The organism is Amycolatopsis bartoniae (assembly GCF_014191255.1).
Taxonomy (GTDB): domain Bacteria; phylum Actinomycetota; class Actinomycetes; order Mycobacteriales; family Pseudonocardiaceae; genus Amycolatopsis_E; species Amycolatopsis_E bartoniae.
The window spans coordinates 190,752-205,457 of record NZ_JACHWH010000005.1; the positions used below are offsets into that span (position 1 = coordinate 190,752).

General features: G+C 74.0%; 14 protein-coding genes. 4 read left to right on the forward strand and 10 right to left on the reverse strand.

The window, feature by feature from the left end:
- Window positions 1-40: 40 nt before the first annotated feature.
- The 3 genes from FHX82_RS24435 to FHX82_RS24445 all read left to right on the forward strand — a co-directional run bounded on the left by FHX82_RS24435 (window position 41) and on the right by FHX82_RS24445 (window position 2,958).
- On the forward strand, window positions 41-670 hold the full coding sequence (locus tag FHX82_RS24435; protein ID WP_145938034.1) for a TetR/AcrR family transcriptional regulator: 630 nt from the start codon (window positions 41-43) through the stop codon (window positions 668-670).
- A 61-nt stretch (window positions 671-731) separates the two neighbouring features.
- Window positions 732-2,324, forward strand: coding sequence for a long-chain-fatty-acid--CoA ligase (locus tag FHX82_RS24440; protein WP_145938033.1), 1,593 nt, complete (start codon window positions 732-734; stop codon window positions 2,322-2,324).
- A 73-nt stretch (window positions 2,325-2,397) separates the two neighbouring features.
- A complete protein-coding gene (locus FHX82_RS24445) occupies window positions 2,398-2,958 on the forward strand; it encodes an HD domain-containing protein (RefSeq protein WP_145938032.1) in 561 nt (186 codons plus the stop codon).
- A 98-nt stretch (window positions 2,959-3,056) separates the two neighbouring features.
- Here FHX82_RS24445 and FHX82_RS24450 read toward each other — a convergent pair whose 3' ends face one another.
- From FHX82_RS24450 to FHX82_RS24495, 10 genes are all read right to left on the reverse strand, one after another.
- On the reverse strand, window positions 3,057-4,220 hold the full coding sequence (locus FHX82_RS24450; RefSeq protein WP_221216488.1) for an FAD-dependent monooxygenase: 1,164 nt from the start codon (window positions 4,218-4,220) through the stop codon (window positions 3,057-3,059).
- Between the two features lie 66 nt (window positions 4,221-4,286).
- On the reverse strand, window positions 4,287-5,009 hold the full coding sequence (locus FHX82_RS24455) for an enoyl-CoA hydratase-related protein (RefSeq protein WP_145938030.1): 723 nt from the start codon (window positions 5,007-5,009) through the stop codon (window positions 4,287-4,289).
- Between the two features lies 1 nt (window position 5,010).
- A complete protein-coding gene (locus tag FHX82_RS24460; RefSeq protein ID WP_145938029.1) occupies window positions 5,011-6,954 on the reverse strand; it encodes an acyl-CoA dehydrogenase family protein in 1,944 nt (647 codons plus the stop codon).
- Complete coding sequence (locus tag FHX82_RS24465) at window positions 6,947-7,669, reverse strand: co-chaperone HscB (RefSeq protein WP_145938028.1); 723 nt, start codon at window positions 7,667-7,669, stop codon at window positions 6,947-6,949. Before FHX82_RS24465 ends, FHX82_RS24460 begins: the two co-directional genes overlap by 8 nt.
- On the reverse strand, window positions 7,666-8,403 hold the full coding sequence (locus FHX82_RS24470) for a CoA-transferase (protein WP_145938027.1): 738 nt from the start codon (window positions 8,401-8,403) through the stop codon (window positions 7,666-7,668). The genes FHX82_RS24465 and FHX82_RS24470 overlap by 4 nt, the downstream gene beginning before the upstream one ends.
- Complete coding sequence (locus FHX82_RS24475; RefSeq protein ID WP_221216489.1) at window positions 8,400-9,839, reverse strand: 3-hydroxyacyl-CoA dehydrogenase NAD-binding domain-containing protein; 1,440 nt, start codon at window positions 9,837-9,839, stop codon at window positions 8,400-8,402. The genes FHX82_RS24470 and FHX82_RS24475 overlap by 4 nt, the downstream gene beginning before the upstream one ends.
- Complete coding sequence (locus tag FHX82_RS24480) at window positions 9,839-11,017, reverse strand: thiolase family protein (protein WP_145938026.1); 1,179 nt, start codon at window positions 11,015-11,017, stop codon at window positions 9,839-9,841. Before FHX82_RS24480 ends, FHX82_RS24475 begins: the two co-directional genes overlap by 1 nt.
- The gene (locus tag FHX82_RS24485; RefSeq protein ID WP_145938025.1) at window positions 11,007-12,341 is read right to left on the reverse strand and encodes a phenylacetate--CoA ligase family protein; all 1,335 of its coding nucleotides are present in this window, start codon (window positions 12,339-12,341) and stop codon (window positions 11,007-11,009) included. Before FHX82_RS24485 ends, FHX82_RS24480 begins: the two co-directional genes overlap by 11 nt.
- 1 nt (window position 12,342) lies before the next feature.
- On the reverse strand, window positions 12,343-12,693 hold the full coding sequence (locus FHX82_RS24490; protein WP_145938024.1) for a Rossmann fold domain-containing protein: 351 nt from the start codon (window positions 12,691-12,693) through the stop codon (window positions 12,343-12,345).
- A complete protein-coding gene (locus FHX82_RS24495) occupies window positions 12,690-13,850 on the reverse strand; it encodes an acyl-CoA dehydrogenase family protein (RefSeq protein WP_145938023.1) in 1,161 nt (386 codons plus the stop codon). Before FHX82_RS24495 ends, FHX82_RS24490 begins: the two co-directional genes overlap by 4 nt.
- An 84-nt stretch (window positions 13,851-13,934) precedes the next feature.
- Between FHX82_RS24495 and FHX82_RS24500 the strand changes: the two genes are divergently transcribed.
- A complete protein-coding gene (locus FHX82_RS24500) occupies window positions 13,935-14,702 on the forward strand; it encodes an enoyl-CoA hydratase-related protein (RefSeq protein WP_145938022.1) in 768 nt (255 codons plus the stop codon).
- Window positions 14,703-14,706 lie beyond the last annotated feature (4 nt).

Consider the following 14,706-nt stretch of genomic DNA (forward strand, 5'->3'; position numbering starts at 1 on the left):
GAACAGTCAACACCGACTGTTCAACGGCTATGGTGGACGCGTGGTGACCGAGACCCGGAACCGGCAGGACCGCGCGGCCGGTAGCCGGACGCTGATCCTCGACGCGGCCGTGGCGTGCCTCGTCGAGCTGGGCTACGCGGGAGCGTCCACTTTGGCCATCCAGGCCAAGGCGGGGGTGTCGCGCGGCCGGCTGCTGCACCACTTCCCGTCGCGGGACGAGCTGCTGCTCGCCGCCACCCAGCACCTGACGGCCAGCAGGCTGCTGCAGACCGAGGAGCGCGTCGTGGCGCTGCTCGCCGACGTGCCCGAGGGCCGGGGGCGGGTCGAGCGGTGCATCGACCTGCTGTGGGCGACGTTCCACGAGCCCCCGTTCTGGGCGGCCGTCGAGCTGTGGACCGCGGCCAGGACCGACCCGGCGCTGGCCGCGGCGCTGCGGCCGCAGGAACGCGCGCTGCGCAACGCGATCCGCAGGGTCGGCGAGCGGATCTGGGGGCCCGCCGTGTGCGCCCACCCGAACTACCCCGAGCTGGGCGAGCTGCTGTTCACCAGCATGCGGGGCGCGGCGCTGCCGTACATGTTCGAGCACCGGCGGCGCCCGGGCAGCGACCCGCACCTGGCGCTGTGGAAGTCGCTCGCGCACCGGCTGCTCTTCGCTGACGGTCAGTGTTGACTGTTTCCCCGGCGGCGAGGTAGAAACGGCGTACCTGCCCACCGGATCGCCGAGGTTGCCGATGTCCGGAGTTGCCGAAGTGCCGCGCCTGCTGGGCCGCGGGATGACGATGGGCGACCAGCTCGCCCGCCACGCGCGCACCCAGGGCGGCGAGCCCGCCTACACCTTCCTCGGCACCACCCGCAGCTACCGCGAGTTCGACGAGCGCGTGAGCCGGCTGGCGAACGCGTTGCGCGACCGGGGCGTCGGCTACGGCGACCGGGTGCTCGTGCTCGGCCTGAACACGCTCGAAGTACTGGAGGCGTACTTCGCGTCGACGCGGCTCGGTGCGATCTGTGTGCCGGTCAACTTCCGGCTCGTGGCCGACGAAATCGCGTACGTCCTCGACGACAGCGGCGCCACGGCGAGCGTCGTGCAGGCATCGCTCGCCCCGGCGCTGGCGAAGGCGCGGGAGCAGGTCGCCTCGCCCGGCCCGTGCCTGGTGTTCGGTGGTGCGGCGGACGGCATGGAGGACTACGAGGAGGCGCTGGCCGCGGCGTCGCCGGAGTTCGCGGAGCTCACCGTGGACGAGCAGGACGCGGCGTTCATCATGTACACCTCGGGCACCACGGGGCGGCCGAAGGGCGCGGTGCTCACCCACCACAACCTGCTGATGCACGCGTTCAGCAACATGGCGTCGCTGGAGGCCGGGCCGGGCGACAGGGTGTGGCTCGCCGCGGCGCCGCTGTTCCACATCGCCGGGCTGTCCGGGCTGCTGCCGAACCTCCTGCTCGGCGGGCGCACGGTGCTGCTGCCGAGCGGGCAGTTCGACCCGGTCGCCGTGGTGGACCTGATCGAGCGCGAGCGGGTGTCGTCGCTGTTCCTGGTGCCCGCGCAGTGGCAGGCGATCGTGCGCGTGCCGGGCATCGAGTCGCGCGACTTGTCTTGTCTGACAAGGCTTTCCTGGGGTGCGGCGCCCGCGTCCACGACGTTGTTGCGCACGCTGATCGACACGTTCCCGCAGGCGGAGGTCACGACGGCGTTCGGGCAGACCGAGTGCAGCCCGGTGACGACGCTGCTGCGGGGCGAGGACTCGATCCGCAAGATCGGGTCGGTCGGCACGCCGATGCTCAACGTCGAGGTGCGGGTGGTGGACGACGACCTGAACGACGTGCCGCGGGGCGAGGTCGGTGAGATCGTCTACCGCAGCCCGATGGTGATGAAGGAGTACTGGAACAAGCCGGCCGAGACGGCGGAGGCGTTCCGGGGTGGCTGGTTCCACTCGGGCGACCTGGTGCGCCAGGACGAGGACGGGTACTACTTCGTCGTGGACCGCAAGAAGGACATGATCATCTCCGGTGGCGAGAACATCTACTGCGCCGAGGTGGAGAACGTCCTGGCGGCGCACCCGAAGATCGGCGAGGTCGCGCTGATCGGCATGCCGGACGAGAAGTGGGGCGAGACGCCGCTGGCGGTCATCTCGCCCCGCTCGCCGGGTGAGGCGCCGACGGCGGCCGAGCTCGAGGAGTGGTGCACGGACCGGCTGGCGCGGTACAAGCGGCCGCGGGGCATCGCCGTGGTGCCCGCCCTGCCCCGCAACCCGAGCGGGAAGGTGCTCAAGACGCAGCTGAGGGCGGACCGGAAGGCGGGGAAGCTGCCGGTGGAACCGGCCTGAGGGTGTTTCGCCCGCCGGACTCCCTGCCCGTTGCTAGCCTCACGTCGTTGCCGCCGACCGTGAGGAGACCTCCGTGCCCGACGAGGCCCAGGGAATCGCCGTGTTCGGTTTCGAGCTGGGCATCCTCAAGCGGTTGCGCCGCGCCGGCTGGTGGCATGCCGGCGTCCGCGATCCGGAGTCGGTGGCGGAGCACTCCCTGCGGGTCGCCCAGCTGGCCGGACTGCTCGCCGCCCAGGAGGGAGCCGATCCCGCCCGCGCGGCGTACCTGGCGATCTGGCACGACTCGCAGGAGACCCGGACCGGCGATCTGCCCCACACGGTGCGGCCGTACCTGACGAAGCCCGACGCCCGCCGGATCACCGCCGACCAGACCGCGGTCCTGCCGTCGGCTGCCGGTGAGTCGGTGCGTGCCGCGGTCGCCGAGTACGAGGCGGACGACACCCGGGAAGCCCGGTGCGCCCGGGACGCGGACAAGCTCGAAATGCTGTTGCAGGCTGTCGAATACCGGGAGGTGGGCGTGCGGGGTGTACAGGGCTGGATCGACAGTGCACTGACGAGCCTCACCACCGACACGGCCAGGCGCGTGGCCGAGACCGCGGTTTCCCTGTCGCCACTCGCCTGGCGCGAGGGCTGAGACCCCGGGCCGCCCGCGGCCCTGGTCTCCTCGAAGAACTCCGCCAGCTGGTCCACCGCCTCGGTGACGTACGGCTCCGGCGCGTTCGCGAAGGCGCGTCACTCCCCCGTCACCGCGTCGTGGCCCAGGACGGGGCTCAGCGCGTCCAGGCTCATGATCTCCCCGCTCGTCATCGCCGCGTCGCGTTCGCGCTGCCCGGGGCCGTCCGGGAGGTGGAAGCGGACGTTGTTCGCCCAGGACTGGCGTTGGATGAGGGCCGTGTGGGGCAGGCGCTCCGCCTCGTACGCCGCCAGGCCCGCGGCACGGTCGCCGGTCAGAGAGCGGGCCAGCACGACCGCGTCCTCGATCGCCTGCGCCGCGCCCTGCGCCAGGAACGGCAGCATCGGGTGGCACGCGTCACCCACCAGTGTGGTGCTGGGCGTGGACCAGCGGGACAACGGCTCCCGGTCGTAGAGGCCCCACCGGTACACCGGCTCACGCACCGCGTCGAGCAGCTCGGTCAACCGCGGCGACCAGCCCTCGAACTGCGCCCGCAACTCGGCCACGCTCCCCGGCGCCGTCCACGACTCCGCGGACCAGCCCGCCGCGGGCACCACGCACACGAGGTTCACGTACCGCCCACCGCGACCCACGGGATACGCCACCAGGTGCCGGTTCGGGCCGAGCCACGCGCGGACCACCGGCTCACCGCGGCTCGGCAGCGCGTCCGCGGGCACCAGCGCCCGGTAGGCGCACATCCGCGAGAACCTCGCCGCCGTCTCCGGCACCGTCGCCTTGCGGACCGCCGAGTGGATGCCGTCCGCGCCGACCACCACGTCCGCCGTCTCCGCGCTGCCGTCGGCGAACCGCACCACCGGCTCGGTCTCCCACGACTCGACGGCCGTCACCGGACGGCCGAAGCCCACCACGCCCGGCGGCAGCGCCCCGGCGAGCGCCGCGATCAGGTCCGGCCGGTACAAGGTGTGGTAGGGCGCCCCGAACCGCTTCTCGACGTTCTCCGCCAGCGGCCACTCCGTCAGCACCGCGTCGTCGTCCCAGCGCAGGAACCGGGTGGCCACGGGCACCACCGCGACCGGCTCCAGCGCGTCCGCGAGGCCGAGGTGCCGCAGCACCCTGGTGGCGTTCGGTCCTGTTTGGACACCCGCGCCAATCTCGCCGAACCCGCCGGCCCGCTCCACGACGCGGACCTCGTGCCCGGCCCGCAGCAGGGCGAGCGCGGTGGTCAGTCCGCCGATCCCGCCTCCGACGACGACGATGCGCACAACCGGCATTATGGCCCGGAAACGGCGAAAAAGAGGATCACGGCCGGACGCGCGGGGGCAGCCCGGTCACGACGCCCGCTTCCCGGCGGACGCCGCCTGCGCCCACGCCTCGAACTCCAGCACGTCCTCGAACGCCCCGTCCACGGCCAGGCTCACCGACCGCTTGAGGTCCATCGCCAGGCCCCGGTCCAGCGCCGCCCAGTGGGTGGCACGGTCCAGGGCCGCCGCGAACGGGTCCTCGGTCACGCCCAGCACGAGCCCGGCGGCCTCCGCCTCCTCCGCGGTGAGGGTGGCCCCGTCCAGCAGCGCCGCGAGCGCGCGCTGACGGCCCAGCGCCCGCACGAGGAAGTGCGTGCAGCCGCCGCCGGGGTGCAGGCCGAGCCGGGTGAAGGTGAGGCCGAACTTCGCCCGCGGACCGGCGATGCGCACGTCACACGCCATCGCGAGGTTCACCCCCGCCCCGATCGCCGCGCCGTGCACCGCCGCGATCGTCGGGACCGGCAGGCGGCGCACCCGCAGAAAACTGTCGTAGGTGGCCCGCAGGAGGTCGCGCGTCACGTGCACGGGCCGGTTCTCGCCGAACGTCTTCGACAGGTCCGCACCGGCGCAGAAAGCGCTTCCCGCACCGGTGACCACGACCGCGCGAGCATCCTCGTCGGCCGCCACGGCGTCGACCGCCGCACGCAGGTCCGCCTGCAGCTCCGGCGTGATCGCGTTGCGGCGCGGGTGGTCGTCGAGCCGGATCACCCGTACGCCTTCGGCCGGTTCTTCCAGCTGTACCAACGGCATTTCAAGCCCCTTCCGGACGGGTGGTCACCGCTGCCCACGGGTCCGCGCGGGTCAGTTCGTCCACCCGCAGCGCCCAGCGGCGCGCGGGGCCGAGCTGGTCGCGCAGCGCCCACAGCAACGTCGTGTACCGGTGCAGCGGGCTCTCCCGCGTGATGCCCATCGCGCCGTGCAGCTGGTGGGCCAGCCGTGCGACGGTCGTGGCGACGCGGTCCACCAGCGCGGCCGCCGCCGCGACCCGCGCCGGTGCCAGTCCGAGCGCCGCCGACGCCGCCACCTCCAGCAGCACCCGCTCGCAGTCCATCTCCGCGAGCCGGTGCGCGACGGCCTGCAACCGCACCAGCGGCCTGCCGAACTGCTCCCGGGACGTGACGTGCTCCCGCGTCAGCCGGCACGCGCCCTCGACCGCGCCGAGCACCGCGTGCACGCGCAGCACCGTGAGGCGTGCCAAGGCATCCCCGACGGGAACGACCTCCGCCGGAACCCCGGAGAAGCTCACCCGCGCCCGCGGCCGGCCCGCGAGGTCCTCCCACCGCTCGACCTTCGCCGCCGTCAGGTCGAGCCGCGCGGCGAACTCGTCGCTCAGCACCCGGACCGACTCTCCCGGCCAGGTCACGTCGGCCGTACCCGAGATCCGTCCATTCGCGACAGTCAAGTCGCGGGAGACTCCCGCCTCCCCGAGCGGAAGGGGACGCGCGTGCCGGCCGGTGGCGCGGACGAGCGCCGCCAGGTCGGCGAACGTGCCGCCCGAACCGCCTTCCTCCTCGGGCACGCCCACCCCGGGCCAGCCCAGCTCGCTGATCGTCGCCCAGTCCGGCGTCCCGGACAGCACCTCGTCGGCCATCTTCCCGATGTCGCCGGCCGCCGGGGCGGGCGGCTGCCGGGAGACGATGGTCAGCAGCATCTCGTCGGTGCCGCCGCGGATCGAGACCCCCGGCGCCGCGAGCTGGGCCTGCGCGAGCAGCCCGGCGAAGGAGTCCGCGCCGGGCACCGGTTCCACCTCGCTCACGGTCCGGGCCACGTCCACGACATCGCGCTCGAACCACGTGCCGAGGTACTTCAGCACCGCCGCCTCGGCGCTCGGCGCTCGGCCGGCGTCCATCGCCTCCGCGACCCGGCAGGCCAGCTCGCGCAACGTCAGCAGCCGCGCCACCAGGCCGCCCACGGCGGCGCGGTCCACCTCGCGCTCGCCGAGCGCCGCCAGCAGCGGGTACGTGGACAGCACCCGCTCCATGCCGCCGCGCTCGAACGACAGCTGCTCGGTGACCTGCCGCCAGCCCCCGCCCTCGGTGCCGATCACGCGGTCGCCGGGCACGAAGACGTCGTCGAACACCACCTCGTTGAAGTGGTGCTCCCCGGACAGGTCCAGGATCGGGCGCACGCTCACGCCGGGCGCACTCATCTCCACCACGAACTCGGTCAGGCCGTCGTGCTTGTCCTCCCCGCGCCCGCTGCGCGCCAGGACGTACGCGTGCGTCGCGTGGTGCCCCTGCGTGGTCCAGATCTTGCGGCCGGTGAGCCGCCACCCGTCGCCGTCACGGACGGCCCGGGTGCGCACGGAGGCGAGGTCCGAACCGGATTCGGTCTCGCTCATGCCGAGGCAGAACGTGATGTCCCCGGCGGCGATGCCCGGCAGGATCGCGGCGCGCAGCTCCGGCGAGCCCGAACGCAGGATCGCCGGGCCGATCTGTCGGTCGGCGATCCAGTGCGCGGCGACGGGCGCCCCGGCGCGCAGCAGCTCCTCGGTGACCACCAGACGCTCCACATTGGACCGTCCCGCGCCGCCGACCGCGGTGGGCCACGTGAGCCCGATCAGGTGCCTGCGGGCGAGCTCGCGGCTGAACTCCGGGTCGTACCCCCGCATCCACGCGTCGCACCGCGGCTGGTAGTCCCAGTTTCCGGCCAGCTCACGCACCACTCGCCGCAGCTCGTCCAGTTCCTCACTCACGCAAGGCCTCCCGCCCCACCACGTAGCCCCGTTCGGCGGCCTCGGCGAGCACCGCCGTGGCCACGGTCCACTCCTCGTCCGACGGCGGCTTCTCCGCCTCCGCCGCGCCCGTGTCGACGCCCAGCACCTCCAGCCGCCGGGCGAACGCCGCGTCCGCGGTGGCCGTCGTCAGCAACTCGGGTTCCGGGCCCAGTTCCAGGGTGCCCCACCGGGTGAGCAGCCGGACCCGCCCCCGCGGTGCCGCGGTCACGTGCTCGACGTGCGCGGCGAGCCGCGCCGGATCCGCGCCTCCGTGCAGCAGGAGCAGCGACCCGGCACCGGCGGCCGCGTCGGCGGCGCCGCCACCGCCGGGCAGGCGCACGCGGGGACGGGCGTACTCCCCGATCGCCGTCGAGTTGACCCTGCCGTGCAGGTCGACGTTCGCCGCGTCGAGGCACACGAGGCCCACGCGGGACACCAGGCTGCCGAGCACGTCGCCGGTGGTGCCCCGCCAGGTGATCGCGGAGCCGAAGGCCGCGAAGTCCGTCGTCGAGGTGGGCAGCGTGTCCGCGGGCCCCTCGGTGGCGAACCCGGCCTCGAACAGCTGCCGCAGCGGCGTCACGCCCAGGCGGGCCGCGACCTCGCCGGCGAGCACCGGCCAGTGGAATCCGGTGAACACCCAGCCGCGGAACTCCCGTGCCGCACGCACGAGGAAGGCGACGACGTCCTCGTTCACGGCCTCCTCCCCGCGTACTCCTGGTAGGCCGCCACGTCGCGGGGATACCTCCCGGCCACCCCGTCGGGCGCGACCGCGCCGGGCACCTCGACGACGGTGTCGACGAGCAGCCCCGGCAGGTCCACGCCCCGCTCCCGCACCCGCTCCGCCGTCGTCAGCTCCTCGGTCACCACGACCACGTGCCGCGCGGCCAGCGCCGCGGCGACGGCCTCCCCACCCGGGGCGCCGAACGCGCTGTCGCCGCCCGGTTCCGCGAGGTCCGCGTGCACGAACGCGACATCGACCGGCAGGGCGCGGACCACGGTCGTGGTCCCGAACGGCGAGTCCGCCCGCGCGAGCAGGCCACCGGACCACTGCGCGTATCCCGTGTCCGGATGCACGGCGACGGGCGCGAACGGCACGCCCTGCCCGGCCGCGGTCAGCGCCGCCGACAACGCGCCCAGGGGCAGCTCGTGCCAGCGGATCGCCGACCCGTCCTGCCAGGCGCGCCGGAACTCCCGCGCCGGAGCGGGGCCGACGGCGCTCCAGCAGTGCGCGAACGTCACCTCCGCCACCACCCCGGCCTCGACGAGCCGGTCCAGCAGCAGCCCGCCGGAACCGATCACGACGTGCAGGTCCCGCGCGCGCTGGCGGACCAGCTCGTCGCCGACCGCGAACAGCTGGGCGCCGAAGTTGCCCAGCCACACCGTCTCCCCGGCGCCGACCCCGGCGACGGCGTCGGCGAGCTCGCTCACCGCCGGCTCCCGGCGGCCCGGCGCACGAGCAGCTGCGCGGGCCGGTACCGCGGGTCGCCGAAGCCGGCGAGCATTCCGCGCAGCCCGGCCAGCACGGCGGCGGCGCCGGTGCGGTCGAGGTACTCCAGCGGGCCGGCGGGGTGGTTCATGCCCAGCCGCAGCGCGAGGTCGACGTCCCCGGCCTCCGCGGTGCCCTCCTCGACGAGCGTGAGCGCCTCGTTGACCACCGTGTGCATCACCCGGTCCACGACCAGACCCGGCAGTGCGAGCACCGGCACGGAGACCGCGCCGAGCGCGTCCACCACGTCGTACGCCGGTTCGATGCCCGCGACCTCGTCCGACACCACCTCGGCGAACCCGTTCTCGCCAGTGCCGTGCAGCCGCACCCAGCCCGCGCCCGCCGGAAGGTGCTCCACCCACCCGCCCGCCGAAGAGTCGACCACGACCCGTCCCCGCCGGGCGAGTTCTCGGACGGCCTCGATGTCCTTCTCAGCACAGGTGTTCGTCCGGTAGACGGTGAGGTCGCCGTCCTCAGTGGACACATCGGATCCGGCGAAGCGCACCCGCGCCGACGACTCCGACGGCTGCCGCAGCACGGCCGCCTGCGCCTCGCGGGGTTTCCCCTGCGAGTAGTCGTAGTAGCCCCGCCCGGCGGCGCGGCCCGTGGTCCCGGCGCGCACGAGCTGGCGGGTCAGCGGGATCGGCCGGTAGCGCGGGTCGCCGAACTCCCGCAGCGCGGTCTCCGACGAGCCGAGGTGGGTGTGCAGGCCGGTGAAGTCGAGCAGCTCCAGCGGCCCCATCCGGTGCCCGAGCGCGCCCTTGATCGCCGCGTCGACCACCTGCGGCGCCACGCCCTGTGTGACCAGCAGCTGCGACTCGTAGTACAGCGGGCGGCAGACGCGGTTGACGATGAAGTTCGGCGAGTCCGCGCACAGCACGGCGGTCTTGCCCAGCGCCGCGACCCACTCTCGCGCCCGGCCGACGACGGCCGCGTCGGTGCGCGCGCCGCGGATGATCTCGACCAGCCGCATCTTCGTGGGCGGGTTGAAGAAGTGCATCCCCAGCACGCGTGACGGGTCGCCGTAGGCCTTGCCCAGCTCGCCGATGCTCAGCGACGACGTGTTCGACGCGACCACCAGCCCGGCGTTGCCCGCCGCCCGCACTTGGTCCAAAAGGGACAGTTTGGCCTCGAACCGCTCGACGATGGCCTCGACGAACAGATCCGCGTCACGGGCCGCGTCCGTCACCCCCGCCGCAGTGTCCACTTTGATCGGTGGACCTTCTTCCTGTAGCTTCGCCTGTCCCCGCGCGGTGGTCTCCTCGTCGGCGTCGACCACCGTGACGGCGGCTCCCGCCTCGGCGAACACCCGCGCGATCCCGCGGCCCATCGGGCCAAGCCCGGCCACCGCCACCCGCAGTCCGGCCAGCTCGCTCATCACGCCACCCTCTCGATCACCGCGGCGACACCCTGCCCGCCGCCCACGCACAGGCTCGCCACGCCCAGCGACTGGTCCCGCCGCGCCAGCTCGTGCAGCAGCGACACCACGAGACGGCAGCCGCTCTGCCCGGTCGGATGCCCGAGCGCGATCCCGCCGCCGTTGACGTTGACCCGCTCCTCGTCGAGGTCCAGCGCCCGCACGTTGTGCACGACCTGCGCCGCGAACGCCTCGTTGATCTCCACCAGGTCCAGGTCCGCCGTCTTGACTCCGGCGGCCTCCAGCGCCCGCGGAATCGCAGACGCCGGGCCGACGCCCATCACCGCCGGGTCCACGCCGACCGCGCTGAACGAGCGCATCCGGCCCAGCGCCGTCAGCCCGTGCGCGGCGACGACGTCCGCGCTGGCGAGCACGACGGCGGCCGCACCGTCCGCCATCTGGCTCGCGTTGCCCGCGGTGACCGTGCCGCCCTGGACGAACGACGGCTTCAGGCGGGCGAGGCGTTCCGCCGTCGTGTCGGTGCGGAAGCCCTCGTCGCGGTCGAGCACGTCGCCGTCTTCGAGCGGCACGTCGACCACCTGCCCGGCGAAGCGGCCCTCGGCCCAGGCCGTCGCGACGCGCTGGTGCGAGCGCAGTGACCAGGCGTCCTGATCCGCACGGGAGACACCGAAGCGCTCGGCGATGTTCTCGGCGGTCTGGCCCATGTTGAGCCCGCACACCGGGTCGGTGCCGCCGTCGCGCCAGCCGTCGGCGAGCACGATGTCGCCGCGGCGCACGCCACCCCAGCGCAGCGAAGACGGTGCCAGGTAAGGCATCGTGCTCATCGACTCCGCCGCCACCGCCACCGCGACGTCGGCCTCCCCGGACAGGATCGACTGCCGCGCGAGCTGCACGGCCTTGAGTCCCGACGCGCAGGCCATGTTGATCGTCTGCGCCGGTGCCTCCCGCGGGAAACCGGCACGCAGCGAGACCTGGCGGCCGGGGTTGGGACCGTTGCCCGCCTGGCGGCAGTTCGCCAGCACCACCTCTTCGACCAGCTCGGGGCCGAGGCCGGCGCGCGCGACCGCCTCCCGGGCGGCCAGCACGCCGAGGTCGACGGCACCGGTCTGGCGCAGCGATCCGCCGTAGCGGCCGTTGGGCGTGCGCACGGCACCGATCAGCAGGACGTCACGGGACACGATGGGACCCCTCTCGCTCGGACTCGGACGCGCGGACCACCCGCCGCGCCTTGTGCGTCGTGCGGGGCAGCACGCCCGGCTCGACGAGGTCGACGACCGCCCGCACCTGCAGCTCTGCCCGCAGCGCGGCCGCGAGCCGGGCGGGCAGCTCCCCCGCCTCGGCGGCCTCGACCTGCAGCCGCAACGCCGTCGGGTAGCCGGTCGCGGGGTCGGCCAGCGCCGGATCGAGGACCACGCGGAACTCCGCGAGGTCGCCGACCGTGCGGCGGACCACGTTCTCCACCGCGGACGGGAACACGTTCACCCCGCGCACGACGAGCATGTCGTCGGCGCGGCCGCGCACCCCGCCCGCGAGCCGCGCGTGCGTGCGGCCGCATTCGCAGGGCGTGCGGTCGAGCACCACGACGTCGCCGGTCCACCACCGCACCAGCGGGCACGCCTGCTTGTCGAGGTGGGTCAGCACGAGCACGCCGGGCTCGCCGTCGGGCACGGGTTCGCGCGTGGCGGGGTCGAGTACCTCGGCGTGGACGAAGTCCTCGGCCAGGTGCCCGCCCGCCTGGGCGGCGCACTCCCACGCGATCGGCTGGAACTCCAGGCATCCGTAGCCGTCGAAGCAGCGCGCGCCCCATTCGCGTTCGATCAGCGCGCGCGTGGCGGCGACCGCGCCGCCGGGCTCGCCGCCCACCATCACGTGCCGCACCCCGGACTCCGACAGCGGCGTGCCCAGCTCGCGGGCGCGGGCGGCCAGGTGCAGCAGGAACGACGGCGTGCCACCGACGGCGGTGGTGCCGTAGCGGAAGATCGTGTCGATCTGCCGTTCGGTGTCGCCCGAACCGCCGGGGATCACCGCCGCGCCCAGTTCCGTGTAGCCGAGCGTGCCACCGAGGCCGCCGACGAACCACGCGAAGCCGAACAGGCACTGGTAGACGTCTCCTGGCCGGACGCCCTGGCTGTAGGCCGCGCGGGCGTACAGCGCGGCCCAGCGGTCGAGGTCGGCCCTCGTCCAGCAGACCGGCGCCGGACGGCCGGTGGTGCCGGAGGAGAAGTGCACCCGCGCGACGTCTTCCCTTGGTACGGCGAGGAATTCGCCGTACGGCGGTGTCGCGTCGAGCGAACGCTGGTAGGCGGTCTTGTCGGTGCAGGGCAGCGCGGCGAGGTCGTCGAGCGACTTCAGCTCCGCGGGATGCCAGCCCAGCTCGTCCCACTGCCGCCGGTAGTGCCCGCCGGCCTCGTACACGCGGGTCAGCTGCGTGCGCAGCAGCTCCAGCCGGCGCTCCCGGAGGCGTTCGGGTGGCGCGGTTTCGCACTCGTGCAGCGTGTCCATGTCAGCACGCCGCCAGCACGGCGCCGGTGCACATCACGCTCGCGTCGCTGCCGAGGAACGCCACCAGCCCGGCGACGTCCGCCTCCGGCTTCCCGACGATCGCGTTCACCCGGACCCCCCGCGCCGCGGCTTCGCGCGCGAGCGTCCGGCACAGCGACCTGAGCGCCCCGGTGAGCACGCTGTCCCCGTCCGCGGTGCACCGCAGCAGCACGGCGTCGCCGGAAGTCAGCCGCCCCACCGCATCCCGTGCCTGGCCGAACGCCTCGCCGAGCCGCGTGGCGACCGCACCCGAGGCCGCCGCTGCCAGTCCGCCGTCGCCGCTGACGTGCACGATCACCTGGGTCACGGTCACGCCTCGGCTGCTTCGGCCGCGATCGCGCGGCCCAGCACCAGCCGCTGGATCTCCGACGAGCCCTCGTAGATCTCCAGCACGCGCTGGTCGCGGTAGAGCCGCTCGGCCGGGCAGGGCTTGCAGAACCCGTCGCCGCCGAAGACCTGCACGGCGAGGTCGACCGCCCGGTGCGCCACCTCGCTGGTGTGCAGCTTCGCCATCGCGCCGGGCAGCGACACCGGCTGACCGGCGTCGTAGGCACGCGCGGCCTCGTAGGTGAGCATCCGCGCCGCGGACAGGTCGACGGCGAGGTCGGCCAGCCGGAAGCCGATGCCCTGGTTCTCGATCAGCGGCTTGCCGAACGGGTGCCGCCGCGTGGCCTCCGCGGCGGCGAGCCGGTACGCCGCGTATGCGATGCCGAGTCCCTGTGCCGCCACGGAAATCCGGCCGAGGTCGAGCGTCCGCAGGGCGAGCTTGAGGCCGCGGCCGACCTCGCCGAGCACGGCGTCCGCCTCGACGCGCACGTTGTCCAGCTTCAGGTTGCTGGTGCGCGTGCCGCGGATGCCCATCTTGTCCTCGACGCGGTCGATGGTCACCCCCGGCGCGTCCGCGGAAACGAGGAACGCGGTGATTCCGCGGGCTCCGGCGGCCGGGTCGGTCTTGGCGAAAACCACGTAGCGCGTGGAAATGCTGCCGTTGCCGATGTAGATCTTCTCGCCGGACAGGCGGTAGCCGTCGCCGTCGGCCTCCGCGCGGGCCTTGAGCGCCGCCGCGTCGCTGCCCGCGCCCTCCTCGGTGAGCGCGAAGCTGATCGCCTCGCCGCCGCGCAGCGGGCCGAGCACGTCCCGGCGCTGTGCCTCGGTGCCGGCCAGCCGCAGCGGGACCGCGCCGAGCGCGTGCGCGGCGAGGATCGCGCCGGTGGACGCGCAGGCCGCCGACACCTCTTCGACCACCGCGCAGATCGCGGTCATCGACAGCCCGGCGCCGCCGTACTCGGCGGGCACGAGCATCCCCGACAGCCCGGTCTCGACGAACGTCGTGATGTGCTCGGTGGGATAGCGCTGTTCGCGGTCGAGCTCCTCGGCCAGCGGGGCGAACCGCTCGGTCGCCACCTTGCGGGCGACGTCGCGCCAGCGGGCGGCCTCGGCGTCGAGTGTCGGTTCCCAGAGGACTGTCATAGCCGCGACTCCCTTGCCAAAATCAACGTCGACGTAGATGCTGACAAAGGTACACAGGGGTGCATCGAAGTCAAGGGGCCGCACATGGGAGAGGTCACCGTCACCAGGCACGACGCGGTCGCGGTCGTGACACTGGACGCACCGGCCACCCGCAACGCACTGTCCACCGGCCTGCTCGTCGCGCTCGCCGGCACGCTGGAGGAGCTCGACGCCGACGCCGGCGTGCGGGCGATCGTGCTGACCGGCGGGCCGAAGCTGTTCGCGTCCGGCGCGGATGTCCGGCAGCTGCGGGAGATTTCGCCGGTCGAGTACGCCGCGTCCGAGCGCGGCCGCAGCTGGCGGCGGTTCGGCGCGGTGGAGACCGTGCTCGTCGCGGCGGTCGCGGGCTACGCGCTGGGCGGTGGATGCGAGCTGGCGCTCGCGGCCGACCTCGTGGTGGCCGCCGACACCGCGGTGTTCGGGCAGCCCGAGGTCAAGCTGGGGCTCGTGCCGGGCGCGGGCGGCACGCAGCGGTGGGCGCGGGCCGCCGGGCGGTACGCGGCGGCGGGTGTCGTGCTCACCGGCCGGAACGTGGACGCCTTCGAGGCCCGCGACCTCGGCCTGGTGCACCGGATCGTGCCCGCGGAACGGCTCGTTCCCGCGGCCACCGCTCTGGCCGCGGAGATCGCCGCGCACGGGCCGCTCGCGGTCCGGGCCGCACGCGGGGCGGTGCGGCGGGCGGAGGAGCTGCCGCTGGCGGCGGCGCTGGAGTACGAGCGCCAGCAGCTGCTCCTGCTGCTGTCCGGCGAGGACCACGTCGAAGGCATCACGGCGCTGCTGGACAAGCGCGCGCCGCGGTTCACGGGACGCTAGGAGG

Excerpts from the sequence above, each read along its gene's own strand:
- FHX82_RS24485 (WP_145938025.1), bottom strand. The coding sequence starts at position 12,341 with ATGGACACGCTGCACGAGTGCGAAACCGCGCCACCCGAACGCCTCCGG.
- FHX82_RS24440 (WP_145938033.1), top strand. The coding sequence starts at position 732 with ATGTCCGGAGTTGCCGAAGTGCCGCGCCTGCTGGGCCGCGGGATGACG.
- FHX82_RS24455 (WP_145938030.1), bottom strand. The coding sequence starts at position 5,009 with ATGCCGTTGGTACAGCTGGAAGAACCGGCCGAAGGCGTACGGGTGATC.
- FHX82_RS24500 (WP_145938022.1), top strand. The coding sequence starts at position 13,935 with ATGGGAGAGGTCACCGTCACCAGGCACGACGCGGTCGCGGTCGTGACA.
- FHX82_RS24475 (WP_221216489.1), bottom strand. The coding sequence starts at position 9,839 with ATGAGCGAGCTGGCCGGACTGCGGGTGGCGGTGGCCGGGCTTGGCCCG.
- FHX82_RS24495 (WP_145938023.1), bottom strand. The coding sequence starts at position 13,850 with ATGACAGTCCTCTGGGAACCGACACTCGACGCCGAGGCCGCCCGCTGG.